The sequence below is a fragment of the Stenotrophomonas lactitubi genome (assembly GCF_002803515.1).
GTDB lineage: Bacteria > Pseudomonadota > Gammaproteobacteria > Xanthomonadales > Xanthomonadaceae > Stenotrophomonas > Stenotrophomonas lactitubi.
This window is the reverse complement of sequence record NZ_PHQX01000002.1, coordinates 57,802-84,586: the sequence shown is the minus strand read 5'-3', so window position 1 is coordinate 84,586 and position 26,785 is coordinate 57,802. Positions and strand designations below refer to the sequence as shown.

The 26,785-nt window shown below is 62.4% G+C and carries 23 protein-coding genes; 4 read left to right on the top strand and 19 right to left on the bottom strand.

The genetic code is table 11. From position 1 onward, the window contains the following. Positions 1 to 50: 50 nt before the first annotated feature. Complete coding sequence (locus CR156_RS19915) at positions 51 to 758, top strand: 2OG-Fe(II) oxygenase (RefSeq protein ID WP_100554280.1); 708 nt, start codon at positions 51 to 53, stop codon at positions 756 to 758. A 60-nt stretch (positions 759 to 818) separates the two neighbouring features. Here CR156_RS19915 and CR156_RS23325 read toward each other — a convergent pair whose 3' ends face one another. From CR156_RS23325 to dnaA, 19 genes are all read right to left on the bottom strand, one after another. Next, complete coding sequence (locus tag CR156_RS23325; RefSeq protein ID WP_263407398.1) at positions 819 to 953, bottom strand: hypothetical protein; 135 nt, start codon at positions 951 to 953, stop codon at positions 819 to 821. Between the two features lie 57 nt (positions 954 to 1,010). Beyond that, a complete protein-coding gene (locus tag CR156_RS19905; protein WP_133120124.1) occupies positions 1,011 to 1,340 on the bottom strand; it encodes a hypothetical protein in 330 nt (109 codons plus the stop codon). After that, positions 1,312 to 3,519, bottom strand: a complete 2,208-nt coding sequence (locus CR156_RS19900; RefSeq protein ID WP_165781028.1) for an RHS repeat-associated core domain-containing protein — start codon at positions 3,517 to 3,519, stop codon at positions 1,312 to 1,314. The genes CR156_RS19905 and CR156_RS19900 overlap by 29 nt, the downstream gene beginning before the upstream one ends. 15 nt (positions 3,520 to 3,534) lie before the next feature. Further along, complete coding sequence (locus CR156_RS19895) at positions 3,535 to 6,753, bottom strand: DUF6531 domain-containing protein (protein ID WP_223880222.1); 3,219 nt, start codon at positions 6,751 to 6,753, stop codon at positions 3,535 to 3,537. Positions 6,754 to 6,946: 193 nt separating this feature from the next. Then, on the bottom strand, positions 6,947 to 8,059 hold the full coding sequence (locus CR156_RS19890) for a PA0069 family radical SAM protein (RefSeq protein WP_100554278.1): 1,113 nt from the start codon (positions 8,057 to 8,059) through the stop codon (positions 6,947 to 6,949). Positions 8,060 to 8,361: 302 nt separating this feature from the next. Continuing rightward, positions 8,362 to 9,105 (bottom strand): pyridoxine 5'-phosphate synthase, encoded by a 744-nt coding sequence (locus tag CR156_RS19885; protein ID WP_100554277.1) that lies wholly within the window; start codon positions 9,103 to 9,105, stop codon positions 8,362 to 8,364. Between the two features lie 9 nt (positions 9,106 to 9,114). Next, complete coding sequence (locus CR156_RS19880) at positions 9,115 to 9,375, bottom strand: hypothetical protein (protein WP_100554276.1); 261 nt, start codon at positions 9,373 to 9,375, stop codon at positions 9,115 to 9,117. 40 nt (positions 9,376 to 9,415) lie between these two features. Further along, a complete protein-coding gene (gene cls / locus CR156_RS19875; protein WP_100554508.1) occupies positions 9,416 to 10,876 on the bottom strand; it encodes a cardiolipin synthase in 1,461 nt (486 codons plus the stop codon). Positions 10,877 to 11,082: 206 nt separating this feature from the next. Further along, a complete protein-coding gene (locus CR156_RS19870) occupies positions 11,083 to 11,496 on the bottom strand; it encodes an ExbD/TolR family protein (RefSeq protein WP_004132666.1) in 414 nt (137 codons plus the stop codon). A 3-nt stretch (positions 11,497 to 11,499) separates the two neighbouring features. Then, entirely contained in the window at positions 11,500 to 11,925 is a 426-nt protein-coding gene (locus tag CR156_RS19865) for an ExbD/TolR family protein (RefSeq protein WP_012509603.1), read from the bottom strand. Between the two features lie 56 nt (positions 11,926 to 11,981). Beyond that, on the bottom strand, positions 11,982 to 12,743 hold the full coding sequence (exbB, locus tag CR156_RS19860; RefSeq protein WP_025875552.1) for a TonB-system energizer ExbB: 762 nt from the start codon (positions 12,741 to 12,743) through the stop codon (positions 11,982 to 11,984). A 94-nt stretch (positions 12,744 to 12,837) separates the two neighbouring features. After that, positions 12,838 to 13,506: an energy transducer TonB gene (locus CR156_RS19855; protein WP_089241905.1), complete on the bottom strand. Its 669-nt coding sequence runs from the start codon at positions 13,504 to 13,506 to the stop codon at positions 12,838 to 12,840. Positions 13,507 to 13,649: 143 nt separating this feature from the next. Next, positions 13,650 to 14,837 (bottom strand): tetratricopeptide repeat protein, encoded by a 1,188-nt coding sequence (locus CR156_RS19850; protein ID WP_099819422.1) that lies wholly within the window; start codon positions 14,835 to 14,837, stop codon positions 13,650 to 13,652. A gap of 131 nt (positions 14,838 to 14,968) precedes the next feature. After that, complete coding sequence (locus CR156_RS19845) at positions 14,969 to 15,775, bottom strand: M48 family metallopeptidase (RefSeq protein ID WP_100554275.1); 807 nt, start codon at positions 15,773 to 15,775, stop codon at positions 14,969 to 14,971. A 71-nt stretch (positions 15,776 to 15,846) separates the two neighbouring features. Then, positions 15,847 to 16,692: a CPBP family intramembrane glutamic endopeptidase gene (locus tag CR156_RS19840; RefSeq protein ID WP_100554274.1), complete on the bottom strand. Its 846-nt coding sequence runs from the start codon at positions 16,690 to 16,692 to the stop codon at positions 15,847 to 15,849. 67 nt (positions 16,693 to 16,759) lie between these two features. Next, positions 16,760 to 19,219 (bottom strand): DNA topoisomerase (ATP-hydrolyzing) subunit B, encoded by a 2,460-nt coding sequence (gene gyrB, locus CR156_RS19835; protein WP_100554273.1) that lies wholly within the window; start codon positions 19,217 to 19,219, stop codon positions 16,760 to 16,762. Positions 19,220 to 19,331: 112 nt separating this feature from the next. Beyond that, positions 19,332 to 20,426, bottom strand: coding sequence for a DNA replication/repair protein RecF (recF, locus tag CR156_RS19830; protein ID WP_100554272.1), 1,095 nt, complete (start codon positions 20,424 to 20,426; stop codon positions 19,332 to 19,334). A gap of 921 nt (positions 20,427 to 21,347) precedes the next feature. Beyond that, positions 21,348 to 22,448: a DNA polymerase III subunit beta gene (gene dnaN, locus CR156_RS19825; protein WP_100554271.1), complete on the bottom strand. Its 1,101-nt coding sequence runs from the start codon at positions 22,446 to 22,448 to the stop codon at positions 21,348 to 21,350. Positions 22,449 to 22,724: 276 nt separating this feature from the next. Further along, a complete protein-coding gene (gene dnaA, locus CR156_RS19820) occupies positions 22,725 to 24,056 on the bottom strand; it encodes a chromosomal replication initiator protein DnaA (protein WP_089241915.1) in 1,332 nt (443 codons plus the stop codon). Positions 24,057 to 24,310: 254 nt separating this feature from the next. On the opposite strand from dnaA, the gene rpmH reads away from it, so the two are divergent. The 3 genes from rpmH to yidC are packed head-to-tail and all read left to right on the top strand — an operon-like array spanning position 24,311 to position 26,666. Next, positions 24,311 to 24,451 carry a 50S ribosomal protein L34 gene (rpmH, locus tag CR156_RS19815; protein ID WP_006404565.1) on the top strand — a complete coding sequence of 47 codons (141 nt, stop codon included), beginning with the start codon at positions 24,311 to 24,313 and terminating at the stop codon, positions 24,449 to 24,451. 5 nt (positions 24,452 to 24,456) lie between these two features. Then, on the top strand, positions 24,457 to 24,951 hold the full coding sequence (rnpA, locus tag CR156_RS19810; RefSeq protein ID WP_025875580.1) for a ribonuclease P protein component: 495 nt from the start codon (positions 24,457 to 24,459) through the stop codon (positions 24,949 to 24,951). Further along, a complete protein-coding gene (gene yidC / locus CR156_RS19805; RefSeq protein WP_100554270.1) occupies positions 24,951 to 26,666 on the top strand; it encodes a membrane protein insertase YidC in 1,716 nt (571 codons plus the stop codon). The genes rnpA and yidC overlap by 1 nt, the downstream gene beginning before the upstream one ends. The last annotated feature ends 119 nt before the right edge of the window (positions 26,667 to 26,785 follow it).

Genomic DNA, 26,785 nt, shown 5'->3' with positions numbered 1-26,785 from the left:
AGCGGCTGCAAACGGCACCATCAAGCCCTTGCCGTCGAAGGAATGCACGCATGCACGAGCCGGGCCCTGTCGATTTCATCGAGGTCATCCACAACGCCGTCCCCAGCGACGTGTGCGCTGCGATCGTCGCCCGCATGCGTGCAAGTCAGGGCCTGAAACCCGGTGCAGTGGGCAGCGGCGTGTTCCCGGAACTCAAGCACAGCAAGGATCTGCGGATCAGCGGCCTGGACGGATGGCAGGATGTCGACCAGCAGCTGCAGCAGGCGGTTTTTGCCGGTCTGCAGACTTATCTACGCCGTTATCCACAGGCATTGATCGCGCCGCTGATGTTGCAGATCCAGGACAGCAACGGCCAGCCGCGACGTCTGTCGGCCGAGGATTTTCCCGACATGGCACCGGAGCAGCTTGCGGATCTGGCGCGCACCTGCCTGCGCCCGGGCGCGATCAACCTGCAGTGGTACGCAGCGGGCGAGGGCGGCTACCCGTACTGGCACTGCGAGCTGTACCCGAAGGATGCGCAGGCCGACACGCTGCACCGCCACCTGCTGTGGACGCTGTACCTCAACGACGACTTCGAAGAAGGCGAAACCGAGTTCCTGTTCCAGGGCCGGAAGATCGCGCCGCGCACCGGCAGCCTGTTGATCGCACCGACGGCGTTCACCCATACCCATCGCGGCAACCGCCCGCAGGGCGGCGACAAATTCATCGCCACCAGCTGGATTTTGTTCCAGAGTGCGCAGAAGTTGTTTGGGGGGTAGCGTCCTCGTAGAGTCGAGCTTGCTCGACTTCGCTCCAGGTTCCGTCGAGCAAGCTCGACGCTATCGAGGGCGGCGGCGATAGAGAATCCCGCCCGCCAAAGCGCCGAACACCGCCACACCGAAGCCAACGAGCTCTTCTTCTCCAAGCGCGTCGCCCGACATCAGCTTGCCGGCCGTCAGCAGCAGAACGTTCAATGGAAGCATCCACAGGAACGCGATGCGCAGCCAGTAGATGATCTTCAGGTCACGTGCTCACTGGTCCGGATACATCGACTTGAACCAGTAGGCGGATCTGTTCCGCATCCAAGTGCTGAACTCTTTCGTCTCGAGCTCCCGCAACTGGTGCATATCGATTCCATAGCGTTGGAACAGCGAAATCAGCTCTCTCATACCGTCCTCATCCACAGCCGACGGATCAACAGAGACGTTGATCGTTCTGAGAAAGCCCTCAACAGACACCACGCCCGATGTTTTACTCAACCTGGAGAAGAACGCATCCTCGTCCAGTCGTGAATAGAACCTCAAGGATTCAATTTCCAGCTTCAGCATAGAATCAGCGCCTTCTTCCACCAGGGTAGACATTGATGTAGTCCCCATTGGGGGATTGAACGTCCCAATGAGGTCCACCATGGGCACCCCCTCCTTGGCCAGAGGGAACCCAAACATCTCCGGATTTGTCGAGCCATCCACTCCCTCTGCCATTCGGGCTCTTAACCCACTGAGGCCCCTTCTTGGGTGCACAGTATCCCTCAACCTCGCCAGGGAGACCCGGAGCCTTCGCACCGTTGGGATCTGTTGCGTCGGCTGGTGGCTTGTTGTAGAGCGCTCTCGCAAGCTGAGGGAGTGAAGGAGAAACAAGCACGATAGTTCCGAAGATGCCAAAACTCCCAGCATCCAATCGAGGACCACCGTACTCTTCAGAACCACCTGTGGCGTAGTTGCCTGGATAGTAGGTCGGACGCAGTGCGCGAGCCTGAAGCCCGAGGGGGTCAACCGAATTGATTGGGTTGCCGCCAACATAGGCGTACGTATTGGTTCCTCCGACCAACCCGATCGGATCACTCTGCACATACCGGCCAATGCTTGCGTCATAGTCACGGAAGCCGTTGTACCAAAGCCCGCTTTCTGCATCGTAGTACTGGCCCGGGAAGCCAATGTTCAACCCACCGATTTCATCCTTCTGCACGCTGCGCCCATAGGCGTAGTTGTATGCCTTCCAGACAGTGTGCTGGTCCGGGCTGGTCACGAACTCCGGGCGTCCGAGATGATCGGTATGCACGTAATTGTGCTGACCACTGCGCGCCAGCCCCACCAGTTCACCTTCGAACCAGAAGTAGTTGGTCCACACGCCGTTGTTCAGCTCGGTCATGAGCTGGTTCTGACCGGCGTAGAAGTAGCGGCTGTTGGTGCTCTGGTTGATCTTCGCAACGCGCTGTCCCTGCGCATTCAGCACGTAGTCGGTCGTTGCGCCTCCGATGTTGCTGCGGCTCATGCGATTGAAGGCGTCGTACTCGAAGGTGCTGATCCGGCTGCCCGCAGTCTCGCTGATACGATTTCCCAGTGCGTCGTACTGGTACTGGCGGCTGCCGTCCTGGTTGGTGTAGTTCAGCACCCGATTGCTCCCCGGGTCGATGCTGTACTGGGTCAACTGATTGCCGGCCTGATAGCGGTCGTGATTGCCGCCGGCGTCGTAGGAAAGCGTGTTGGTGACGCCAAAGCGTGTCAGCTGGGTCAGGCGACTCAGCGAGTCATAACCGATCATCTGGGTCATGTTCGGGTCGACAGCGTCGACGATGGCGGTGATTTCTCCATCGCCACTGTACTGGTAGTCCCAATAGCTGACCTTGCTGCTGTTGGGTCCCCAGACCGACATTGCCGTCAGCCGTCCCTCCTGATCGTGGTTATAGCCACGGACGAGGCCATTGCCATAGGCCAGCTGCTCATGCGCTCCGGTGACCTTCCAGTTGGCCTGCGAGATGATTGAGCGCTGAGTACCGTCGACGGTTGCCATCAACGCGCTTGGCTTTCCCTGGGAACCATAGGTGTAGGTCGCCTTGTCACCATTGGGATAGGTGATCTGGCTCAGGCGATTGATGCTATCGTAGCCATACGTCGTGCTGTGATCCGTCTTCTGACCAGACAGATCTGTGAAGTCGCGGCGTATCTGCAGTTCGCCGTTCGGCGTGTAGGCGAAATGTGTCGCTGTTCCCGGCCCCGAGGTGCCGCACAACAGTCCCTTGCCATTACCGCACCAATCGTAGCTGTAGCCCAACGTCTGGTCTTCGGCGCTCGCAGAAGTCATTCGTCCCAGGCCGTCATAGCCGAAGGAAACGACGCTGCCATCTGCACGCGTCGTCGCGGTCCGCAAACCAGCAGCATCATACTGATGCTGCGTCGTTCCCGTATCCGGGCTCACCTGCTTCCACATCTGGCCGAAGCCATCGAATTCATAGGTGGTGACTAGTTTTCGCGGATCGCTCACCTGGATCGGACGATCTGCAAGATCGTAGGCGATCTGGGTCGTGCCCCCGGCAGCGTCGATTGATTGGATCAGGCGCCCACGCGGGTCGTAGTTCATCCGGGTAACCCGATTCTGCGAATCGGTGACCTGGGTGACGCGCCCTTCAGCGTCATAGGCATAGCGCACGTTCTGCACGCCGTTTCCGCGTTCGACAATCACACGTCCCAGTTCGTCGTACTCATATGTATTGACAGAGACAATAGCGTTCAGCCCCATCAGGGCAAGCGTCAGTGCTGGCATTTGGACAGTCCTTTGTTACCGAGGCCGTTCGCAGGTAACGCGGCCACAGCTTCCCTTGTTGTTCTCAACAGACAATGTCGCCCTCCCTTCCGTGCCCCACGCAGCACCACCAGAGGCCATTTGCGCCTTGTAGATGAAGGTGACGTTGCCATTGCCGGTGTTCTTCGGACCAACGCTTCTGGTAAAGGTTGCAACTGCCCCAGGAGGCACCGGTCCAGCCAGGCCCATGCTTTCATTGAGCTGAAGGATTCCGAATGCCAGATAGGTGTCACCAGGGTTCCACACGACGTTGCCGGTATTGCGGAACTGGAACGTCAGATTCGACGAGCCCCCATTGAATATCTGCCGGGGTGATGCCGATGCGCTGACCAGTTCTGCATTGCGGACGACGGCGGGTATGGTGAAGGCTCCTGATCGATTGATCGTCAGATGATCGCCGCCCCATGGCGAGATGCCATGAACATACAGCGCCTTGTCACCATGCGCTGATCGTAGATTGGCATCGAGCGGGATCTTGAACCAGTACGCATTGCCGTGCGCTTGGCAAGCGTTGGCGACGTTGCCGTCCGTTGCCAGGTTGGCACGGCCACTGGCTACGAAGGTGCCCCCCGTCCATGCGGAGCTTCCTGCATAGACGTGCACATCGATCGACGCGTCCACGCCCATCGAGCAAGCCCAACCTTCGACGAAGAAGTTCCAGTTGCCGTCCTGGGTCACCCCACCGATGTCGCCGACGATGTTTGCCGATGGAATCGCGAATGCACCTGAGTTCGCAAGCGGTCGATCCTGATTTCGACCTTGCGGAGACTGGGCATAGATGGAGAACTTGCGTCCGCCCAATTGCTGCCTCTGAGCTAGCGAGATCGGCAACTGATATCGATAAGAACTACCTGAGGCTTGGCAGGCTGCAGCAACCCCTGGCTCACTGGCGAGGTTGGCTTGAGTGCTTCCCAGATAGATGTTGCCATCGGCGTAGCCATCTACCTGGATCGACCCAGCCGATCCAGTGGAGCAGGCCCAGCCACGCACGAACCAGTTCCACTGCCCGTCATGGGTGATCTCGTCAATCGTTCCTGTGACCACCGTATCGATCGGATAGTCGGTGTGCGAGACCTCGGTACGCGTGCGATTGGAAGCGTTGTTGTAACTATGGCGCGTCCACGCCCACTTGCCGTCTCCCATTGAACGGACTTCCTGTATCAGGCGACGTCCGGCATCGTAGCTGTAACGGATGGTCACTCCATCGGGCTGCGTGAGCGAGGCAATATCGCCTGCAGGGGTGTAGCCAATGGTCGTGGTGGCCCAGCCTGTTGCGGAACTGGTTCTGTCGGACACAACACGGCCACGTCCATCGTACGTCAGCTCCCTCACGCCACCGTTCGCATTGACGATGCGTCCCGGTAAGCCCAGTCCGTTGAAGTTGGAGTAGCTGACCGTATGACCGAGTGCGTTGGTGACGCTGGCCAGATCGCCTTGGCTGTTGAAGACGGAGGTAACGTCATCCTGTGCAAGCGGTCCGTCGACCTTGATGGAGGCCTTCAATCCATTGGGATGGTAGGTATAGACGCTCCGGGTCACCCGCGTCTGGCTGGGCACCCCGCGTGCCGTCAAATTGCGCTCGGTTACACTGGCTACGTTTCCACGATCGTCATAGGTGTAGGCAGCTTCGAGATCACCCACGACCGTTGTCTTGAGCAGTCGGTTCCGCGTGGTATCCCACTCCTGCAGCGTGGTGCGTTCGGCAGAGCTGCCAACAGCTTCCACCCGCTTGAGCAGGTAGCCCTGTGCGCTGTAGTCAAAGTTGGTCAGATTGTCCTGGAAGTCATGAACCAGGTCGGGGTAACCGTTCGCGTCATAGCTCTGCTCCTTGTAGCTTGCCGGGCAGTTCGGCGATGGATCGCCCTTAGTCGACACCATCTTTCCGTCCTTGAACGTGTAGGTGGTGCTACGGCCGAGGGGATTGACCACGGTGACGTCAATGTCCACCGGACGCGTCAGGCCAGGCGATGCGGCGGCCGTCATACCCAGAGCACTCTCCATCGGCAGCGAATCGACAGGCAGCGAGCGTGGCTGGTAGCAGATGCGTGAGCCTCCGGGGCGCTGTTCGCACCATCCACGCTCTTCGTCGGTGCGGAAACCACCTGGCCGAGTCGGTGCGGGGGGCGGAAGCACCGGTTCGGTGCTGCGAACCGCGTAGCTGAAGCGGAACCGTTCAACGCCACCATTGTGCTCCGTGCTGATGGCGCGCCGCTCCGCATCGTAGGCAAAAGTGGAATAGCGCACGCCATCAAAAGACTTGCCGGTCAGGGCTCCCGGGAAGCGGGCATCTTCGTAGTGGTAGCTGATCGTCGTTGCAGGTGTGCCTGGCAGCGTCGAGCTGGCGAGCCGGCCACGTCCGTTCCCGAACACACTGGGGGTATAGGTGTAGCGATAGATGTTGCCGGCCGGATCGGTCACCTGGGTAACCTGCCCGTTGGCCCAGCCAAAGCTGATGCTACGTCCAGAGGAGTGGGTCACCTTCTGCAGGTAGCGGTCAACATAGGAGAATGTCCAGCTCACACCCTGCTCATTGCTGAGTCGGGTGATGTAGCCCTCGGCGTTGTAGGTCTCCGCCCCATTGTTTTCGTTTCGAAGCGTAAACGTGCCATCGCCGTTCGCGGAGAGGTACGCGATGGGCTGGGCCTTGTCCTCATACCAACGACCGCTGGCCGCATCCTTGAGGTACTTGATGCGGCGACCGTCGGGCCGTTGCACCCACGCCAGCTGATTTGCATCGGTGAATGCGAGCGAATAGTCGAAGTTGCTCAGCCAGTGATTGCCGAACAGTCCAGTCGCGCTCCAGTAATGATTGTAATTGCGCTGCAGGAACAGGCCCATTTCGCCCTGACTGGCGAAATCGAGTTCCGGCTCGACCTTGTTACCGCTGTAGAGAACGACAGGATTGCCCTTGCGACCATTGCAGTCCTTCTCTTTGTCATCGGTCGGCTGCTCCTTCGCGGTTTCGGTCGGAATCGCACCGCCGCCGCCATTGTCCATCTGTGATTCGGACAGGTGGACGCCACTGCCGCCACCAAATCCAAAACCGCCTACACCGCCACCTCCAGCAGGGCGCGTGGCGACGACTTGAACGGTTTCGAGAGTGTTTGCCGCGGTTGCCAACGTCATCGGCAGGGAAAGCAGCGGCAAAAGAAGAAGACGGGACTGCAGGGTGTTCCTTGTTGCAACGTGCGTCATGCGCTTGCCTAGCTCCTCATCCGAGACCGACTCATTCAGTCATCGGGAATTCATGTTTGTAACGAGTGTATGACGGCGTGATGCAACGGTGCAATGGACACAGGTAATGTTTTTTCATGCATTGCCCATCAACCAGCTGAGCACAGCACGGCGCGACGGACCGCTGATGCATTCGACAGCAGATGTACACGCCTTAGAAGAGCGAACCCTGCGGCGTATCCACCTTCGGTGGCAGCGGCTTCTCGAACCGGCTGCGATCCAGTTTCGGCCAGTGGCTGTTCTGCGCGTTGAAGCCCAGGCGCTTGCGCGCCAGCTTGAAGCGGTTGCTCAACAGCTCCGCATATACGCCCTGGCCACGCATGCGCGTGCCGAACTGGCTGTCGTAATCCTTGCCGCCACGCAGCTGCTGGATCGTGCTCATCACATGCGCGGCACGATCCGGATGATGGGTATCCAGCCAATCGCGGAACAGCGGCGCCACTTCCAGCGGCAAGCGCAGCAGTACGTAGCCTGCGGTGCTGGCGCCGGCATCGTGCGCAGCCTCCAGAACGGCTTCCAGTTCGCTGTCGTTGATCCAGGGAATCACCGGCGCCACCATCACACCGACGGGAATGCCCGCTTCATGCAGGCGCTTCATCGCACGCAGGCGCGCATGGGGTGCCGAGGCACGCGGCTCCAGTTTTGCCGACAGGTGCGGATCCAACGATGTCACCGAGAAATGCACGCTGACCAGGTTCTCCGCCGCCAGTGGTGCGAGCAGATCGATGTCGCGCTCGACCAGCGCGTTCTTGGTGATCAGCGAGAACGGGTGTTTGGTTTCGAGCATCACCTCGATCAGCTGACGGGTCAGCTTGAACTTGCGCTCGATCGGCTGGTACGCGTCGGTGTTGATGCCCAGCGCGATCGGTTGCGGCACGTAGCCCGGCTTCGACAGTTCCTTGCGCAGCAGCTGCGGCGCGTTGGTCTTGGCAAACAGCTTGGTCTCGAAGTCGAGCCCGGGCGACAGGTTCAGATAGGCATGCGAGGGGCGCGCGAAGCAGTACGAGCAGCCGTGCTCGCAGCCTCGATACGGATTCACCGACTGGCTGAAGCCAACGTCCGGCGAGTTGTTGCGGCTGATGATGCTGCGCGCGGTCTCGGCACGCACTTCGGTGCGCAGGCGAGGGGCGAGGAATTCTTCGCTCTCGTCCATCGCCCAGCCGTCGTCCACCGCCTCGCTGACGGTGCTTTCGAAGCGCCCGGCAAGGTGGGACGTGGAACCTCGGCCCTTGATGGCGGCCTGGGCGTTGCGAGGGGGGTGCTGCATGTTGCCCTCCGGCCGTTACGAGATATTAGTGTTATTGCTAACCACAGGCGGCGCAAGCGGGCAGGATTCACGTAGCTGTAGGGGCGGAGGCGTATGGGACCGCACGTTGACCCCAGACTTGTCCACAGGGTTGCGTGGCTTGCGACCGGGCGCGCGCCATCGCCGCGGCAGGCCAGCATGGGCCACGGGTGTCTCAACAGCTGCGATGGGAAGATCGGCTACAGGGACGCACGCCAGGCCGGAATACGGCGACCTGCCGCACGTCCTCCGGCTTCAATCTGCCGGGGAAGTCCCATGCACTGCTACAGCAGTGCCAGGTAACCCTTCACCGTGGCATCCAGGCCGTCGTACAGCGCCTCGCCGATCAGCGCGTGGCCGATCGAGACCTCCAGCACCTCCGGCACATCGGCCAGGAAGTCACGCAGGTTGTCCTGCGACAGGTCGTGTCCGGCATTCACACCCAGGCCGACGGCCTGTGCACGGCGTGCGGCGGTGGCAAACAGTTCAAGCATTGCCCGTACGTCGCCAGCAGCATGGGCCTCGGCATACGGGCCGGTGTACAGCTCGATGCGGTCGGCGCCGACCTCGGCCGCCTGTTCCAGCAGCGGGTTGCCGGCATCCACGAACAGGCTCACCCGGCAGCCCATCGCCTTCAGTTCGGCCACCAGCGGGCGCAGTCGCTGCGCGTCGCGCTCGAAGTCGAAACCATGGTCGGAGGTGATCTGGCCATCGCCATCGGGAACCAGCGTGGCCTGTGCCGGGCGCGTCTGCGCGCACAGCGGCAGCAGCCCGGGGTAGCCCTCACGCGGCGGCGCGAACGGGTTGCCTTCGATGTTGAACTCGACGCCCCGCGCACGGGTCAGCGCCGACAGTGCCAGCACGTCCTCGGCGGTGATGTGGCGGCGGTCCGGCCGCGGGTGCACGGTGATGCCATGCGCGCCTGCATCCAGGCAGGCCTGGGCGGCACGCACCACGTCCGGTTCGGCACCGCCACGCGAGTTGCGCAGGACGGCGATCTTGTTGACGTTGACGCTGAGCTGGGTCATGGAACGGGACTACGGGGAGTAAGAGGGAGGGTCGCTGCCGTCGGCCGGAGTCACCTTGGCCTGTTCGCGCAGACGCCGCAGTTCGTCGCTGTCCACCAGTGTCGCCGGATCGCGCTGAAGGTCGCCAAAGCGTGCGACGTAACGGCCACGCACCCACGCCAGCAGGAAGGCGAGGGCGCCCAGCAGGGCCAGTGACATCAGCCCCATGTTCGGTGTTTTCAACGCAAAGGCGAAGCAGCCCAGCGCCAGCAGCAGGTACAGCCAGTACATTGTCAGTCTCCCCGGGCCACCGCCGCAGTGTAGCGCTGCCTCACAGCAGCGGCGAGGCCAATCGCGCGAAGGCCTCGGGCAACCGATGCAGCCACAGCGAGCGTCCTGCCTGGTCGTGTACGCGGGTGGCACGCTCGAACTCGGACTGCAGCAACAGGGACAGTTCCGCCACCCGGCCACGGTCGCTGATCATCATCGACAGCTCGAAGTTCAGGCGGAAGCTGCGGTGGTCGAAGTTGGCGCTGCCAACGATGCAGACATCATCGTCGGCGATGAAGGCCTTGGTATGCAGCATGCGCGGACCGTACTCGTAGATCTTCACTCCCGCATGCAGCAGTTCGTCGAAGTACGAGCGGGCGGCCTGGGTGACGAACCAGGAGTCGCTCATCTTCGGCACCAGCAGGCGCACGTCCAGGCCGCCGAGTGCCGCCGACGTCAGCGCCATCCGCGCCGCCTCGCCAGGTACGAAGTAAGGCGTCACCAGCCAGACCCGCTCACGTGCTTCCTGGATGGCGGCCACATGCAGTCTGTGGATCGTCTCCCATCCCGAATCCGGGCCGGAGACCAGCACCTGCGCGTCGATCGCGCCGTCGCCGCGCAGGGCCATATCGCTCGGCCACAGCCGGGCGATGTCGAACCGCGAGTGATCCTGGCCACTGGCGTACAACCAGTCCTCGGCAAACACCAACTGCAGGCTGCGCACCACGTGCCCGCGCAGGCGCATGTGCAGATCGCGATAGGCATTCGGGTTGCGACTTTCGTCTTCGTCGTCGGTGATATTGATGCCGCCGGTGAACGCCAGCCGGCCATCGACGATCACCAGCTTGCGGTGCGTGCGCAGGTTCAACCAGGGGCGTTTGAACGGCTTCAGCAGCTGCCGCGGATGGAACCAGACCACGTCCGCGCCGGCATCCAGCAGGGGCTGCAGGAAGCGCTGGCGCACGGCGGAGGAGCCCACCGCGTCCAGCAGCAGCCGTACCTGCACACCGGCGCTCGCCCGTTCCAGCAAGGCATCCCGCAACGCGGTGCCGGCGCGGTCGGGATTGAAGATGTAGTACTCCAGATGCACATGGTCACGGGCCTGCGCCACCGCTTCCAGCAGCGCAGCATAGGTGGCTGCGCCGTCGACCAGCCAGGTCACTTCGGTGGCGGTGCTTGGCGCCAGCCCAGTCGTCGCCTGCGCGATCTTGGCCAGCTCGGTGCAGTCGGCATCGGGTGGGCAGACATCGCTGTAGTGCTCCATGCCCGAGCGCGCGCGACCGCGTCGCAGCCGTTGCCGCTTCACCTTCTGCGGCCCCAGCAGGTAGTAGATGAAGAGGCCGAGGTAGGGCAGCAGCGCCAGCGACAGGATCCAGCTCAGCGTGGCCACCGGCTCGCGCTTCTGCAGCATGATCCAGCCGGTCAGGGCGAGCAGGTACAGCAGATAGGCCACCGCCAGGATCGTTCCCAGGTGGGCGATGCCATCAAGCCAATGGCGCACGGAATCGAAGAGGGCGAGCATCCGCCGATCATAGCGGGCACACGCACCGGTCAGCGGCATTTGTTCCCAGACGCGTTCCCGGCAAGACGCATCCACGCATGGCGTGGATCCACGTGTCGACCAAGGTCGACACCTACCAAGAGCAGGCATGTCATTCAAAAAAAGACGCCCCTGTTTCCAGGGGCGTCTGCAGTCGCGTCATGACTGATGTATTGCGGTGTAGCGATTTACTGCTGCACGAAGCCGATCTTCTTCATCTGAGCATTCTTCGCGGCGGCCAGAACCTTGGCCATCACGTCGTACTCCGAATCCGGGCTGGCATCGATCCGCAGTTCCGGCTGGTTGGTCGGGTCACGCTGGACCTCCTGCTCCATCCGCTGCTGCAGTTCGCTTGCGTTGATCGGGCTGTTGTTCCACGAGACCTGGTTGCTGGCGTCGATCTTCAACTCGATCGGCGGCGGCGGTTCGACCAGCTGCGGCGGTGGGTTGAGCACGCGCTGCGGCAGGTCCACGGCGATCGGGTACGTCATGATCGGCGCGGTGACGATGAAGATGATCAGCAGCACCAGCATCACGTCCACGAGGGGCGTGACGTTGATGTCTGCCATGGGGCCTTTGCCACCACCACTACTGAATGCCATGGCTTATTGCCCCTTCTCTTTGGTCGCCACGAAGCCGACGTCCAGCATGCCCTGTTCCTGCGCGATCTTGGTCATCTCGTTGATGACACGCATCTTGGTGGTGCGGTCACCACGCAGGTTCAACGGCGGCTGCGGGGTCTGCTGGGCGGCGGTCGCCAAGCGCGACTCGAGAGTCTGCTTGTTGATCTCTTCGTCGTTCCAGTAGATCGAACCGTCTTCCTTGACTGCCAGGGTGATGGGACCCTTGCGGTCGTTGGTGTCGTCCGGCTTCTGGACCAGATTGGCCTCCGGCAGATCCACCTTGACCTTGTGGGACATCAGCGGCGCCGTGATGATGAAGATGATCAGCAGCACCAGCATCACGTCCACGAGGGGCGTAACGTTGATGTCGGCCATGGGGCCGCCGCTGTTACCACTACTGAAAGCCATAACGGGCTCCGTCTAGATCTTGGTGACTACGTTCTCGCGGGTACAGCGCGTCGCAATTAGCGGACGCGCGAACCGGTGGCGAAGAAGTCGTGCAGGTCGTGCGCGAAGGTATCGAACTTGCTGATGGTCGCGCTGTTGATCTTGCTGAAGAAGTTGAAGGCGAACACGGCCGGGATCGCGACGAACAGACCGATGGCGGTCATGATCAGTGCTTCACCCACCGGGCCGGCAACGGCGTCGATCGAAGCGGAGCCGGTGGCACCGATCTTGATCAGCGCGCCGTAGATGCCCCACACGGTACCCAGCAGACCGACGAACGGAGCGGTTGCACCGACGGTGGCCAGCAGGGTCATGCCCGACTGCAGCTTGTTGCTTTCGCGGGTCACGGCCTGGCGCAGAGCGCGGTCGACGAACTCCGAACGGCTCAGGTTCTCACCCACGCCGCCGACGGCGCCGCCTTCAGCACGCTGGTGGTGCGCAGCAGCCTGGGCAGCGTCCAGAGCGATCTTCGAGAACGGCTCCGAAGCCGGCTGCTCTTCCATTGCACGGATGGCGTCCTGCGCGTTCGGGGTATCCCAGAACAGGCTGACGACGCGATCAGCGGCGCTCTTCAGGCGGGTAGCACGGAAGATGTTGATGACGGTCCAGTACCAGGACATGGCGGACATGACGACCAGGGTCAGCAGCACGACCCAGGAAACCGCGAAATCACCCGGCTTGGTGGTCATTTCGTGGATCAGATGCTCGAAGCCCATCTGCGACAGGGCGTTGGACGGATTGCCCCCGGCAGCAGCGGCGATGAAAATTTCCTGCAGCATGACGCTTACCTTTGTTGTGTGTGGTGATAAAGGGTGTAGCTAAGCTAAACAATCGAACTGGAGGCGAGGGTGGCCAGGCGGCCACCCGGGCGCATCAGTTCAGCGCAAAGTTGACCGGGACGCGGACGCGGCCAGCAGCCTTCTTACCGCCAGCTTCGGCGGCGTTGAAACGCCACTTGCGGGCAGCTTCCATCGCAGCACGGTCCAGATCGCGGTTACGGCTGGACTTTTCCACCGTGACATTGGTGACGTTGCCCTGGGCATCGACATCAATGATCAGGATCACTTCGCCCTGGATACCAGCGCGGAAGGCGGCCGGCGGATAGCGCGGCGGATTCATGGCCTTCGACGAGATGTCCACGCTGGCCTCGATCGAGGTCGGCGGTGCCGGCGGCGACGGCGGCGACGGGGGGGTGACGATATCGTTCGCGCGCGGTTCCGGCACGTCGACGACCGGCGCCTGCGGCGGCGGCGGGACGGGCGACGGCTTCGGCGGCGACAGATTCTTCACCGGCGGCGGCGGGGTGTCCTGCGGCGGCGGCGGCGGCGGCGGTGGCGGCGGCGGCGGCGGTGCGTCGACGATGGTCACCATGACGTTGCGCTCCTTCTCCGTCACGGCCTTGGGAGCCACGGCGGGAATCAGGAGCATCATGAAGGCCGCCAGATGCAGGGCGATTACAAACGCGATACCGACGATGCGAGGCCAGCTCAGCCCCGAGTCATCGGGTTGTTCGTACCGGTGAACGACTAGTTGTTCCGTCATGCGCCAAGAGCTCAATAGTGGGGCCGGAATCCCGGGGGCGGGATCCCTGATCAGCGGTGCATGACACCGCAGGAACCTCCAAGCTTATACCAATCCTGAGCGCTTGCGCATCAACTGGGCAGGCGTTCAGGCGTTATTCCTACTTACTTCAGGTTGATGATTTTCTTGGCATCAGCCTGGTTCTTCACGCCCTTCGCCAGCGCCTGCTGGGCGGCCTGCTTGGCCTCCGGGACACGACCTTCACTGTGCAAAACACGTGCCAGATTCAGGTAGGTCTCACCGTCCTTGGAGAGCGGGGCGGCCTTCTGCCACGCATCGATCGCCTGCGGCACCTGGTCGGAGTAGTAGTAGGACTGGGCCAGTGCCAGGTAGACCTGGTAATCCGGCTTCAGGATGCCCTTCTGCAACCCTTCGTTGATGACCGCGATGACGTCCTTTTCCTTGTTCTCGGTGTTGGCATAGATCGAGTACAGCTGCTTGTACTCGCGCTCTTCGGTGAGCTGACCGCTGCTGCGCAGCTTGTCCATCACCGCGGCGGCCTTCGGCATCTGGTCGGCCTGCATGTACATGTTGGCCAGGTTCAGCTGCGCTTTCTTGTCATTCGGGTTCTTGGCGGCCAGTGCTTCGGCAGCCTGCACGGCCTCACCGGTCTGGCCGGCTTCGGCCAGCGCGGCCATCAGCAGCTGGTTCCAGTTGTCCTTCGGCTCGGCAGCGCCGGCGATGGCCTGCTTCAGCACCGGGATCGCTTCCTGGTAGCGCTCCAGCTGGTACAGCGCCTGGCCCTTGATGATCAGCTCTTCCGGCTTGGTCGACTTGCTCTCGGCGAAGTACTTGTCCAGGGTCGCCAGGCCTTCAGCGGTCTTGTCTTCCTGGATCTGCAGCTGGCCGAGCATCAGCATCGACTGGAAGTGGCCGTTGTTGTCCAGGCCGTTGAACTGCAGCACCTGCTTCAGGTAGGCGATGGCGGCTGCGGTGTCGTCGGTCTGGTAGGCCGCCTGGGAGGCGAGCTGCGCGGCCAGCGACTTGTCGTACTCGTTGGCGCCTTCGTTGGCCAGGATCTCGTCGGCCAGCGTGCGGGTCTCCGGGAACTTTTCCTTGTTGTAGCTGTCAATCATCTTCTGCAGCTTGCTGCCCAGCTTGGCCGACGACTTCGCTGCCGGTTCCTGGCGGGTCGCGTTCGGGAACAGCACTTCGGCCTTGGCCTGCTTGCCGCCACGGTTGCCACGCTCGGACGAACGCGAGGACTGCGCGAACGCATCGGTGACCACGGCGCCGGTCAGGGCAGTGGCGATGAGGACGGAAAGCACAGCTTTGTGGTTACGGAAAATCATCGTTCACCTCGATCGAACCGCCGGTAGCGGCAAAGTCGGACTGTCAGAAAAATCTGAGCCGCCAAACGTATCAGAAACAGATGGCGTGAGAAATCGTTTTATGTGCTGCAATACAGCATGAATCTGCGCACTCAGCCACACTTTGGACGGCGTCCGGCCGCCTGGGCCTGCTGGTAGACGGGGCCGAGCGCCGGTACATCACGCTGCAACTCCCTGATCCGATTGGCTGGATCGGGATGGGTGGACAACCATTGCGGGCTGCGACCGCCACTGGCGGCCATCATGTTCTGCCACAGATCGACCGCCTGGGCAGGGTTGAATCCGGCCTCGGCCATCAACCGCTGACCGATCACATCGGCCTCGCTCTCTTGGGTGCGTGAGCCGGGCAACAGGAACGCGGTCTGCGCCCCCATCCCGCCGAGCTGGTTGACCGTGCTGGCCGCGCCTTCGCCACCATACGCGCCCGCGAGTGCCCCGAGCACCGCCAATCCGGTCTGCGCGCCCATCTGCCGGGTGATGCGCTCTTCATGGTGGCGGGCGATCACGTGGCCGATCTCATGGCCGATCACTGCGGCCAGCTGATCCTGGTTCTTGGCGACGGTGAAGATGCCGGTGTTGACCCCGACCTTGCCGCCGGGCAGGGCGAAGGCGTTGGGTTCCTTGTCGACGAACACCGCCGTCTCCCACCGTACGCCACGGTACTGAGGCGGCAGCTGTGCGACGAGCGCATTGACCACGCATTGCACGTAGCCGTTCTGGCGGCCGTCGCTGCTGATCTTCTCTTTCTGCTTGGTCTCAGCGAATGCCTGCGCACCCAGCTGATCCAGCTGTGCCTGCGACACGCCGCCCACCATCTGCCGACGTCCGGTGGGCGAGGTGGTGGTCGCGCAGGCGCTGACCAGAGTGGTGATGACGATGGCCAACAGCAGTTGTTTCATGGACCCACCCCCGTGTTCAGAAGCCCAGTGTGTAACGGGTCTGCTTAATCTTTCGTCAAGCGGACAGAGCCTTACGTTGCCCCGAAAAACACCAGGGCTGCAAGCGCCACGGCGTTGTTCAGTGCATGTGCGGCGATCGCCGCCCACAAGGTGCCAGTGCGGCGGTACAGCCAGCAGAATGCAGCGCCCATGCCGCCATAGACCAGCCACAGCTGTGCGATCTCGGCCGGGCCATTGGCGCTGGTACCGGGAATTTCATGGATGAGCGCGAACGCCAGGCTGCTCAGGATCATCCCCAGCCACGGCCGTCCGGCCTGCCACAGACGCCCGAACAGGACACGGCGGAACAGCAGTTCTTCGTAGGCGGGTGCAAGCACCACGGCAAACAACGTCAGGAACAGCGGAAAACGGGCAACCGCGTTCTGCATCAGTTCGAGGTTTGTCGGCACCGGCTCGATGCCCATCTGCTTGGCCACGAAGGCGATACCGTTGCTGCCGATCACGATCGCGCTGGCAACCAGCAGCGTCCAGCCCCAGGTGGAGGGGCGACGGAGTGCGTCCCGCGAGCGCTGGCGTTCGTCAGCGTTGGCCGGTCGGCGCCAGAAATACACCAGCAGCGCTGCGCCGCCGGTAGCGACCAGTGCCATCAGGATCTGCCCGAGCGCACCGGGTTGGCCGAGCTGCTGGGCGACCGCTGCCGTATCAGGCGTGCCGCCGCCGGATTTGGCGCTGGCATAACCCACCACGATGCCGCGGTAGAGCCCCCAGACCAGACCACTCACCAGGCTCAACCCGAACAGGGTGACGGCGGCGATGCCCAGATCAATGAAAAAACCTGCCAGCGGCGAGGAGGCGCGGGCGGCTGCGGTTGCCGGCGGGACCGGCGGCGGAGCGGAAACCGGGGCGGAAGCGGACATCGATTACCTGCGATCAAGGGACAAAAGCCGGCGCACCTCCCCGCGCGCCGGCCACGATCCGATTGTGTCAGATATCCAGGTTGGCGACCTTCAACGCGTTGTCTTCGATGAAGTCACGACGCGGCTCGACCACATCCCCCATCAGGGTGCTGAAGATCTGGTCAGCGGCCACCGCGTCTTCGATACGTACCTGCAGCAGGCGACGGGTATCGGGATTCACGGTGGTATCCCACAGCTGTTCCGGATTCATTTCACCCAGACCCTTGAATCGCTGGATCTGACGGCCGCGCTTGGCTTCGTCCAGCAGCCAGTTGCGGGCCTGCGCGAACGAGTCGATCTCGATCGACTTGGCGCCACGGGTGATGACCGCGCCTTCGCGGACCAGACCGTGCAGCAGCTGCGCTGCCTGGTGGATGCCGCGCAGTTCGCCGCTTTCCAGCGCAGACAGCGGCAGCACCTGGATGTGCTGTTCGCCCATGTGGCTGCGCGTGACCAGCACTGCAGCCGGACGCTGCTCGTTGGGTTCCTGCAGTTCCAGGGTGAAACGGGCGCTGCCGAGGTTGCCTTGGTTGAGGTGCTTGGCCAGCGCGTCCAGGCCTTCGCCAGGACCTGCAGTGCGCAGGTTTTCCAGCTCCAGCGGCATGAAGTCGACCAGCGCTTCGAGCAGGTTGCGATCGTAACGGTGGGTATTGCGGTTGATCGTGTCCTGCGCGGCAGCGTAGGCGAGCAACAGCTTTTCCAGCGCCACGCCATCGATCGGCGGCTCGCCGCTGGCCGGCACCAGCCCGGCATTTTCCACCGCGCTGCTGGCCAGATAGCTGTCCAGTGCCGGATCGTCCTTCAGGTACAGCTCCTGCTTGCCCTGCTTGATCTTGTACAGCGGCGGCAGGCCGATATAGACATAACCGCGCTCGATCAGCTCCGGCATCTGACGGTAGAAGAACGTCAGCAGCAGGGTGCGGATGTGCGCGCCGTCGACGTCGGCGTCGGTCATGATGATGATCTTGTGGTAACGCAGCTTGTCCGGGTTGTACTCGTCGCGACCGATACCGGTGCCCAGCGCGGTGATCAGCGTACCCACCTGGTCGGACGCCAGCATGCGGTCGAAGCGTGCACGTTCCACGTTGAGGATCTTGCCGCGCAGCGGCAGCACGGCCTGGTTCTTGCGGTTGCGGCCCTGCTTGGCCGAACCACCTGCCGAGTCACCCTCGACGATGAACAGTTCGGACAGCGCCGGATCCTTTTCCTGGCAGTCGGCCAGCTTGCCCGGCAGGCCGGCGATATCCAGCGCACCCTTGCGGCGGGTCAGGTCACGCGCCTTGCGCGCCGCTTCGCGGGCACGGGCAGCGTCGACGATCTTGCCGGCGATGGCCTTGGCTTCGTTCGGGTTTTCCTGCAGGAACTCTTCCAGGCGCTGGCCGAACGCGCTTTCCACGGCCGGGCGCACATCCGAGCTGACGAGCTTTTCCTTGGTCTGGCTGGAGAAGCTCGGGTCCGGCACCTTCACCGACAATACCGCGATCATGCCTTCGCGCATGTCATCGCCGGTCAGGTTGATCTTGGCCTGCTTGGCGATGCCGTTCTGCTCGATGTAGTTGTTGAGCACGCGGGTCAAGGCGCCGCGGAAGCCGGCCAGGTGGGTACCGCCGTCCTTCTGCGGAATGTTGTTGGTGAAGCAGTACATCGTCTCCTGGTAGGAGTCGGTCCACTGCAGCGCCACCTCCACGGTGATGCCGTTGGATTCGCCGCTTACCGAGATCACGTTCGGATGCAACGGCGTCTTCAGCTGCGCCAGATGCTCCACGAAGCTGCGGATGCCACCCTCGTAATGGAAGTCGTCGCGGCGGCCATCACCACGCTCGTCCACCAGCACGATCTTGACGCCGGAATTGAGGAAGGACAGTTCGCGCAGGCGACGGGCCAGGATGTCGTAGTGGAATTCCACGTTGTCGTGGAAAGCCTTTACCGAGGGCCAGAAGCGCAGGGTCGTACCGCGCTTGGTGCTGGGACCGACCTGCTTGAGCGGATGCAGTGCTGCGCCGTCGGCGTATTCCTGCTGGTAGTGGAAACCGCCCTGGTAGATATCCAGGACCAGCTTCTGCGACAGCGCGTTGACCACGCTGACGCCCACGCCGTGCAGGCCGCCGGAAACCTTGTAGCTGTTGTCGTCGAACTTGCCGCCTGCGTGCAGGACCGTCATCACGACTTCGGCAGCAGACACGTCGCGGTCGAGCTTTTTGCTCATCTGCTCGTGCTTGCCCGTCGGAATGCCGCGACCGTTGTCGGACACTCCAACCGAGCCGTCGGCATGGATCGTCACCGAGACGTGGTCGGCATGGCCGGCGAGGGCTTCGTCGATCGAGTTGTCGACGACCTCGAACACCATGTGATGCAGGCCGGTGCCGTCATGTACATCGCCGATGTACATGCCTGGGCGCTTGCGGACAGCCTCCAGGCCTTCCAGGGCCGTAATGCTGTTGGCGTCGTAGTTGCCGTTGTTTGCCGGGGTGTTCTGTTCGTCGGTCATTGCGCTTGCCGTAGGCTCCGCAGGTCGGACACCGCTTTGAGCGATGTGCCGAGAATGAAGGGATAGCAGCCTGAATTATACCAGCCGGGGCTGAGCGGCCTTGCCGTGCCCACTATGGCACAGCCACGATCTGTGCATGTTCCACGTGGAACCGGGCGATGTTGCTCAGGGTCTCCAGGGCCGCAGGCGTTTCTGTTGCGGTGATGAAGATCTGCGCCGGCGCCGCCAACAAACGGTGCAGTACCCGGCTCTGGTGGGTGCGATCCAGCTCCGAGGCCAGATCGTCCAGCGCAATGACGGGCCACTCGCCACGCTGCTCGGCGTAATCCTCCGCCTGAGCCAGCAGACAGGCGAGGGCGGTGAGCTTGGCCTGGCCGCGCGAGAGCGCATCGCGACCTGGAATGCTGTGAAACGCCACGCTCCAGTCTGCGCGGTGCGGGCCCAGCGAGGTGTAACCCGCCTGACGGTCGCGTTCGCGTGCCAGCAACAGTGCATCGGCCAGTGGAACCTCACTTCGGCGCCAGCCGGGGCTCAGGTTCATGCCCACAATTCCCAGCTGAGGAGCCAATGCCTCGGCCAAGGCGATCGTCCGGGACTGCAGCCGCTCCAGGTAGTGCTGCCGACGACTGGTCAGCGGCTCTCCCGCCTCGGCCAGCTCGTGATCCCAGGTATCGAGCATCCGAGACGGCCCGCCTTGCTTGAGCAGGGCGTTGCGCTGCTTCAGAGCCCGCGAATAGCGCCGCCACAGGGAAAGGAAGTCTGGTTCCACGTGGAACAGGCCCCAATCCAGGAAACGCCGACGCGGTTCACCACCACCACTCACCAAGGCATGGCTGCCTGGTTCAAAGGTGACCACCGCCAGAGCGGCACACAGGTTGCCGAGCTGGGCCACGTCTTCGCCATCCAGACGGCCCTTCCACTCCTGCCCACTGTGCCGCAGCCCTGCTTTTCGCCGCTGCGGGGGCAGATCACCGCGTTGCTCGTCCCATTCCACGAAGACGTCCAGGGCTTCATGGCCCTGACGGACCAGGCCATCGCGTACCCGCCCGCGGAAACTCCGCCCATAGGCCATCAAATGCAACGCTTCAAGGACGCTGGTCTTGCCAGCGCCGTTGTCACCGGTAAGCAGATTCACCCCTGGCTGGGGCGACAGCTCCACCGCATCGAAACGACGCAACTGGTGGAGGGCAAGACGACGAATCTGCATGGGATGTGACAGACCATCCGCACGTGGCGGTAGAGGGGCGGGGAATCATCCAGCTTACTGCATTGGTCAAGCCAGCCGTCATGGCGGGACACGGTCCGGCATCAGCGAGCCCTGTCGACGTTGGAGAACATGTGTTCCACGTGGCGGGGGCGTGACTGCCGGCGACAGGCGACCGGACAGCGGCCGAGATCGTTCAAATCCAGCAGCTGGCCAAGGCTTGAGGAGCCCAGATTTCAACAATCCGGAGACTGTTACACGCACACAAGGCCTGGGAGTGCGCTGGGCTGGCAGTCAATACTCCAAAAATTTCTTGAAATCTGGGGGCGGTGGTCCTGCCAGGTTCCACAGATTTCAAGAAATTCAAAGCATCCGTTCCACGCCATCCACAGGGGGCCTGTATGACTTATACACAAGGTGTGGGCGAACTGTGGATAAAAAAGGCCTTTTTCCTTGGCTGCAAAACTATCCACAGGTTCCCCCCCAGGCTTGATGGCCTATATACAGGGGGTTTCAGCCCTATAAAATTGTTTTAAATCAAAAACATAGCCTACTTCTACATGAAATCTGGCCCTACCATCACCACCAAGCTTTTGATTTATACCCAGATTTAGAAGCTAGGGAGGGCCCGAAATTCCGCGAACGGGAGCTGTGGACAGTGCAGTCAGCACGGCCAGGCAAAGAGCTGGACGAGCGATCGCTGTTTGACGGCGTCAAGGAATTTTCAACCTACGTCGTGCGTGAGACGGCTTGCGAGTTCAATGCCTCCCGGTTCTGATGCACCTTCGTCAGAACCAGGATTGAAATCAGGTTCGCCCAACAGGCAACAGGGGCGGGTACCCGTACCGATGCTCCACGTGGAACAAAAAAAAACGCCCGGGAATTCCCGGGCGTCCATGTGTTCCACGTGGAACGGCGCAGCTGTCAGAGACGCAGCGGCATCACCACATGACGCGACTTCTCACTGCTCGATTCACGCACCAGCGCCGAGGAGTTGGAGTCGCGAAGCTGGATGATCACTTCTTCGTCGCGCAGGGCGGAGAGGGCATCCAGCAGGTAGTTCACGTTGAAGCCGATGGCCAGATCGCTGACCGAGGTGTCGGCTTCGATTTCTTCCTGGGCCTCCTCCTGCTCCGGGTTGTGCGCGCTGATCTTCAGGTTGCCCGGCGAGACTTCGACGCGGATGCCGCGGTACTTCTCGTTGGACAGGATCGCGGCACGCTGCAGCGAGGCGCGGAGTGCTTCGCGATCAACCTTCACTTCGCGGTCGGCGCCGATCGGAATCACTGCCTCGTAATCCGGGAAGCGACCATCGATCAGCTTGGAGGTGAAGGTGACATCGTCGCGCTTCACACGAACGTGGCTGCGGCCAACTTCCAGCTCGATCTCGCGATCGCCGCTTTCCAGCAGGCGCTGCAGTTCGGTCACGCCCTTGCGCGGCACGATGATCTGGCGCTTGGAACCGCTGGGCTTGGCCAGATCGGTTTCGCACAGGGCCAGGCGATGACCATCGGTAGCGACGGTGCGCAGGGCATCGCCGCGCAGGTCGAACAGCAGGCCGTTGAGGTAATAGCGCACATCCTGCTGGGCCATCGCGAACGCCGTGCGCTCGATCAGCTCCTTCAGGGTGGCTTCGCCGATCGCAACGCGCTCGGTGGCTTCCACTTCGTCCACCGACGGGAAGTCGTTGGAGGGCAGGGTGGCCAGGGTGAAGCGGCTGCGTCCTGCCTGCACGGTGATCTTGTCACCGGTCTGCGAGACGGTGATCCGGCTGCCATCAGGCAGGGCGCGGATGATCTCGAACAGCTTGCGGGCGGGAATGGTGGTTTCGCCGTCCTGGGCATCTTCAACCGCGATCCGCGACACCATCTCCACTTCCAGGTCGGTACCGGTCAGCGACAGCTGGCCGTTCTGCACCTGCACCAGGAAATTGGCCAGAACCGGAAGGGTCTGGCGGCGTTCGACCACGTTGACGACCTGTGCCAACGGCTTGAGAAAGGCTTCGCGCTGCAGTGTGAAACGCATGTGGTTCCGTGCCCCTATGCTTTAAAAAAATGTGGAATAAATCAAAAGCTTGGTGGTGCTGGTAGAGCCAGAATCGCTGGAAAACACAGCTAAGTCTTTGTAAACAAAAGGGTTTCAGGCTTCGAAACCCTCTGCATTACCAGCCCCCAAGGGGTGGGGAAAGCTGTGGATAAATCTTCCGCGAAATCCAACGGCATTTTTATCCACACCCTGTCCCGCGCTTGCTACCGGATTCTGCACCGTTTTATGCGGTGACGCCTCATCGGCGTACGTGCATCATTCGCTCAGCTTCCGGATCAGCTTGTCCCAGTCCTCGCGGAGCTTGCCGTCGGCTTCCATCAGGGTGCGGATCTGCCGGCAGGCATGCAGCACCGTGGTGTGATCACGACCGGCAAAGGCGTCGCCGATTTCGGGCAGGCTGTGTTCGGTCAGTTCCTTGGTCAGCGCCATGGCAACCTGACGCGGACGGGCCAGCGACCGGGTCCGACGCTTGGACAGCAGATCCTTGATCTGCAGCCCGTAGTAGTCGGCAACGGTTTTCTGGATGTTGGGAATGCTGATCGCCTGCTGCTGGGCGCGCAGCAGGTCGCGCAGGGTTTCCTGGGCGAATTCGGTGGTGATCGCACGGCCAGTGAAGTTGGCGCGGGCGGTCAGGGTATTCAGCGCGCCCTCGAGGTCGCGCACATTGGAGCGCATTTTCTTGGCAATCAGGAACGCAACGTCATCGGGAATCTCGGCACCACGCTCGCGGGCTTTGGCCAGCACGATCGCAGCGCGGGTCTCGAAGTCCGGCGGCTCGATCGCGACCGACAGGCCCCAGGCAAGCCGCGACTTCAGGCGCGCTTCCAGGCCTTCGACTTCGCGCGGATAGCGGTCGCAGGTCAGGATGATCTGCTGCTTGCCATCGAACAACGCGTTGAAGGTGTGGAAGAACTCTTCCTGGGTGCGGTCCTTGCCTGCGAAGAACTGGATGTCATCGATCAGCAGCGCGTCGACCTGCTGGAACTGGCGCTTGAACTGATCCATGGTCTTTTCCTGCAAGGCCCGGATCATGGCGCTGAAGAACTGTTCCGAACGCAGGTACAACACCTTGGCGCCCGGATTGGCCTGGCGCATCGCGTTGCCGGCAGCGAACATCAGGTGGGTCTTGCCCAGGCCGGTGCCCCCGTACAACAGCAGCGGATTGTGCGCCCGGTCGCCCGGCTTCTGTGCCGCCTGGAATGCTGCGGCCAGACCCAGCTGGTTGCTGCGGCCTTCGACGAAGTTGGCGAAGGTGTAGTGGTTGTCCAGGTTGCCGGCGAACGGGACCTGCGGCTGCACCGGCGCCTGCGCCGAATGGCTGGAAACCGGCGCGATCTGCGCGTCCACGGGACGCGGACGCGAGCCGATTTCAAGAAAAACGTCGCCGAAACCGGCAAAGTGGGTGACCAGCTCGCGGATCCGCGGCAGGTACAGCTCGCGCACCTGATCGACAATGAAGGCATTCGGTGCATACAGCACCAGGCTGTCAGCGCGCAGATCGGCCTGCAGCGGCTTCAACCAGGTGTGAACATCCTCGGGCGGGAACTCCGCCTCGAGTCGCTCGAGACTACGTGACCAGGCATCCATCAGCAATAATTGTCCGGTGGCCGATGCATAGGCGCGAAAAGGCGCCCAAACACAGGCCTGAAAGGGGGGAAATGGATGGCTCAGCCTACCACCGAGCGCCCGCCTTCGGAATGCTTGTCCCCTACTTATTCACAAAAAGATCCACAGCTATTGCACAGCCCGGTGAATTGGCGTAGCAGACAGGGGTTGACGGGAGGGGGGATACCTCTCTAAAATTTCCGGTTCTTTCCGTCCCATTCATACGAGAGGCCCACATGGCCACCAAGCGCACCTTCCAGCCCAGCAACCTCAAGCGTAAGCGCGACCACGGCTTCCGTGCCCGTATGAAGACCGCTGACGGCCGCAAGATCCTGTCGCGTCGCCGCGCCAAGGGCCGCAAAGTCCTGAGCGCCTGATTGCCATGCCGCATCCAGCGGCAGACGCAATCCATTCGACAGTGAATACTGCAGACCCGCGCAAGCGATTCCCTCGCTCTGCGCGGGTTCGCACGCGTGCCGAATATTCAACGGTCTTCAACGGCGCCCGCCGTGTGTCCGATCCGCTGATGACCCTGCACTGGCTACCGGCTGACCGGCCGGCCAGGCTGGGTCTGGCGGTTTCCCGCAAGGTCGATCCTCACGCCGTTGGGCGTAACCGGATCAAGCGCGTCCTGCGCGACGCCTTGCGTCAGACACGAACCGACATACAGCCAGGCGACTTCGTCGTCGTGGCTCGTACTGCTGCGCGTCACGCCAGCAACGAAGATATCCGCCAGGCCTTCCTGCGCCTGTTGCGGCGCCTGCGCGCATTGCCCGCGCCGGGCGTGGACGGCACAATGCCGCCGCCTGATGGCATTGCCATTTCCTCCGTCACCGAGCCGGCACCGCGTCCCGGCCCCGCTGAGCCTGCCTGCTGATGAACCAGACCCGTGTTTTCCTGATCTTTGCCTGGCTGATGGTGGCCGTGCTGCTGTGGATGGAGTGGAGCCGTGAGAAGTCCGCCCCGACCCCGGCGCCGACGACCAGCTCGGCCCCGGCCGCCGCACAGAGCGTTCCGGGTGCAACCCCGGGCAGCATCCCCAGCGCACAGGTTCCCGGTGCCCCGGGCCAGGCCGCTGTACAGGCCCAGGCCAGCGCCACCCCGTCCGCACAGCGCGTGACCATCACCACCGACGTGCTGCGCCTGGTGCTCGATGGTGGCCGCGTGCTCGATGCCGAACTGCTGCAGTTCCCGCAGAGCAAGGACGAAGGCAGCCCGCCGGTACGCCTGCTGACCGAAGATCCCGCACATCCGTACAGCGCGATCAGCGGCTGGGCGAGCGAAGACAAGAACACCCCGGTGCCGGGCGTCGACGGCTTCAAGCTGGTCGGTGATACCCGCGACTTCGTGCTGGCCAATGGCCAGAACGAACTGCAGGTCCCGTTCGTGTGGACCGCCGACAACGGCGTGACCATCAAGCGCACCCTGATCGTGGGCCGCAACGAGTATGCGATCCGCTTCAAGGACCAAGTCAGCAACGCTGGCGCCGCGCCGTGGAACGGCTACGTCTACCGCACCCTGGACCGCACCCCGACCATCCTGTCGCGGAGCATGACCAACCCGGACTCGTTCAGCTTCAACGGTGCCACCTGGTACGACAACGACAAGAAGTACCAGCGTCGTGCGTTCAAGGATTACCTGGACGATGGCGCGCTGAACCAGAACATCACCGGTGGTTGGCTGGCGATGCTGCAGCACCACTTCTTCACCGCCTGGATCCCGCAGAAGGACCAGACCGCACACTACGTGCTGTCGCAGGTGGCCGGTCGTGACCTGATCGAAGCGCGCGGCCCGGCCTTCACCGTGGCCCCCGGCCAGTCCACCAGCACCGAGGCCCGCCTGTGGGTCGGCCCGAAGCTGGTCAACCTGATCGCCAAGGAAGACGTGCCGGGTCTGGACCGTGTGGTCGACTACAGCCGCTTCTCGATGATGGCGGTGATCGGCCAGGGCCTGTTCTGGGTGCTCAACCAGGTGCACAAGCTGGTGGGCAACTGGGGCTGGGCCATCGTTGGCCTGGTGGTGCTGCTGAAGATCGTGCTGTACCCGCTGTCGGCGACGCAGTACAAGAGTGGCGCCAAGATGCGTCGCTTCCAGCCGCGCATCGCGCAGTTGAAGGAACGCTATGGCGATGATCGCCAGAAGTTCCAGACCGCGATGATGGAGCTGTACAAGAAGGAAAAGATCAATCCGATGGGCGGCTGTCTGCCGATCCTCATCCAGATGCCGATCTTCTTCGCCCTGTACTGGGTGCTGGTGGAATCGGTCGAACTGCGCCAGGCGCCCTGGTTCGGCTGGATCCAGGACCTGACCGCACGCGATCCGTACTTCATCCTGCCGGTGATCAACGTGGCGGTGATGTGGTTCACCCAGAAGCTGACGCCGGCACCGGGCATGGACCCGATGCAGCAGAAGATGATGCAGTTCATGCCGCTGGTGTTCGGCGTCATGATGGCCTTCATGCCGTCCGGCCTGGTCCTGTACTGGGTGGTCAACGGTGGCCTGGGCCTGCTGCAGCAGTGGTGGATGACCAAGCGTCACGGCAGCGATCCGATGCCGGCCACGGCGGCCACCGCCCCGGCCAAGAAAAAGTAAGAGGTAGACGTCGACCTTGGTCGACTGCTTCCCAGGGTCGATCGACCCAGCAAAGGCCCGCCGCAAGGCGGGCTTTTCGCATGCGGCGTTAGAATCGCCGGCACACCATCCCCCTTTGT

Coding starts and splice junctions, on each gene's coding strand:
- CR156_RS19845 (WP_100554275.1), bottom strand. CDS start 15,775: ATGAAACAACTGCTGTTGGCCATCGTCATCACCACTCTGGTCAGCGCC.
- exbB (WP_025875552.1), bottom strand. CDS start 12,743: ATGCTGCAGGAAATTTTCATCGCCGCTGCTGCCGGGGGCAATCCGTCC.
- CR156_RS19890 (WP_100554278.1), bottom strand. CDS start 8,059: ATGCAGCACCCCCCTCGCAACGCCCAGGCCGCCATCAAGGGCCGAGGT.
- dnaA (WP_089241915.1), bottom strand. CDS start 24,056: ATGGATGCCTGGTCACGTAGTCTCGAGCGACTCGAGGCGGAGTTCCCG.
- yidC (WP_100554270.1), top strand. CDS start 24,951: ATGAACCAGACCCGTGTTTTCCTGATCTTTGCCTGGCTGATGGTGGCC.
- CR156_RS19880 (WP_100554276.1), bottom strand. CDS start 9,375: ATGTACTGGCTGTACCTGCTGCTGGCGCTGGGCTGCTTCGCCTTTGCG.
- CR156_RS19905 (WP_133120124.1), bottom strand. CDS start 1,340: ATGTCTACCCTGGTGGAAGAAGGCGCTGATTCTATGCTGAAGCTGGAA.
- CR156_RS19870 (WP_004132666.1), bottom strand. CDS start 11,496: ATGGCATTCAGTAGTGGTGGTGGCAAAGGCCCCATGGCAGACATCAAC.
- CR156_RS19865 (WP_012509603.1), bottom strand. CDS start 11,925: ATGGCTTTCAGTAGTGGTAACAGCGGCGGCCCCATGGCCGACATCAAC.
- cls (WP_100554508.1), bottom strand. CDS start 10,876: ATGCTCGCCCTCTTCGATTCCGTGCGCCATTGGCTTGATGGCATCGCC.
- CR156_RS19900 (WP_165781028.1), bottom strand. CDS start 3,519: ATGCCAGCACTGACGCTTGCCCTGATGGGGCTGAACGCTATTGTCTCT.
- rnpA (WP_025875580.1), top strand. CDS start 24,457: ATGCCGCATCCAGCGGCAGACGCAATCCATTCGACAGTGAATACTGCA.
- gyrB (WP_100554273.1), bottom strand. CDS start 19,219: ATGACCGACGAACAGAACACCCCGGCAAACAACGGCAACTACGACGCC.
- dnaN (WP_100554271.1), bottom strand. CDS start 22,448: ATGCGTTTCACACTGCAGCGCGAAGCCTTTCTCAAGCCGTTGGCACAG.
- CR156_RS19915 (WP_100554280.1), top strand. CDS start 51: ATGCACGAGCCGGGCCCTGTCGATTTCATCGAGGTCATCCACAACGCC.
- rpmH (WP_006404565.1), top strand. CDS start 24,311: ATGGCCACCAAGCGCACCTTCCAGCCCAGCAACCTCAAGCGTAAGCGC.
- CR156_RS19885 (WP_100554277.1), bottom strand. CDS start 9,105: ATGACCCAGCTCAGCGTCAACGTCAACAAGATCGCCGTCCTGCGCAAC.
- recF (WP_100554272.1), bottom strand. CDS start 20,426: ATGCAGATTCGTCGTCTTGCCCTCCACCAGTTGCGTCGTTTCGATGCG.
- CR156_RS19850 (WP_099819422.1), bottom strand. CDS start 14,837: ATGATTTTCCGTAACCACAAAGCTGTGCTTTCCGTCCTCATCGCCACT.
- CR156_RS19895 (WP_223880222.1), bottom strand. CDS start 6,753: ATGACGCACGTTGCAACAAGGAACACCCTGCAGTCCCGTCTTCTTCTT.
- CR156_RS19855 (WP_089241905.1), bottom strand. CDS start 13,506: ATGACGGAACAACTAGTCGTTCACCGGTACGAACAACCCGATGACTCG.
- CR156_RS19840 (WP_100554274.1), bottom strand. CDS start 16,692: ATGTCCGCTTCCGCCCCGGTTTCCGCTCCGCCGCCGGTCCCGCCGGCA.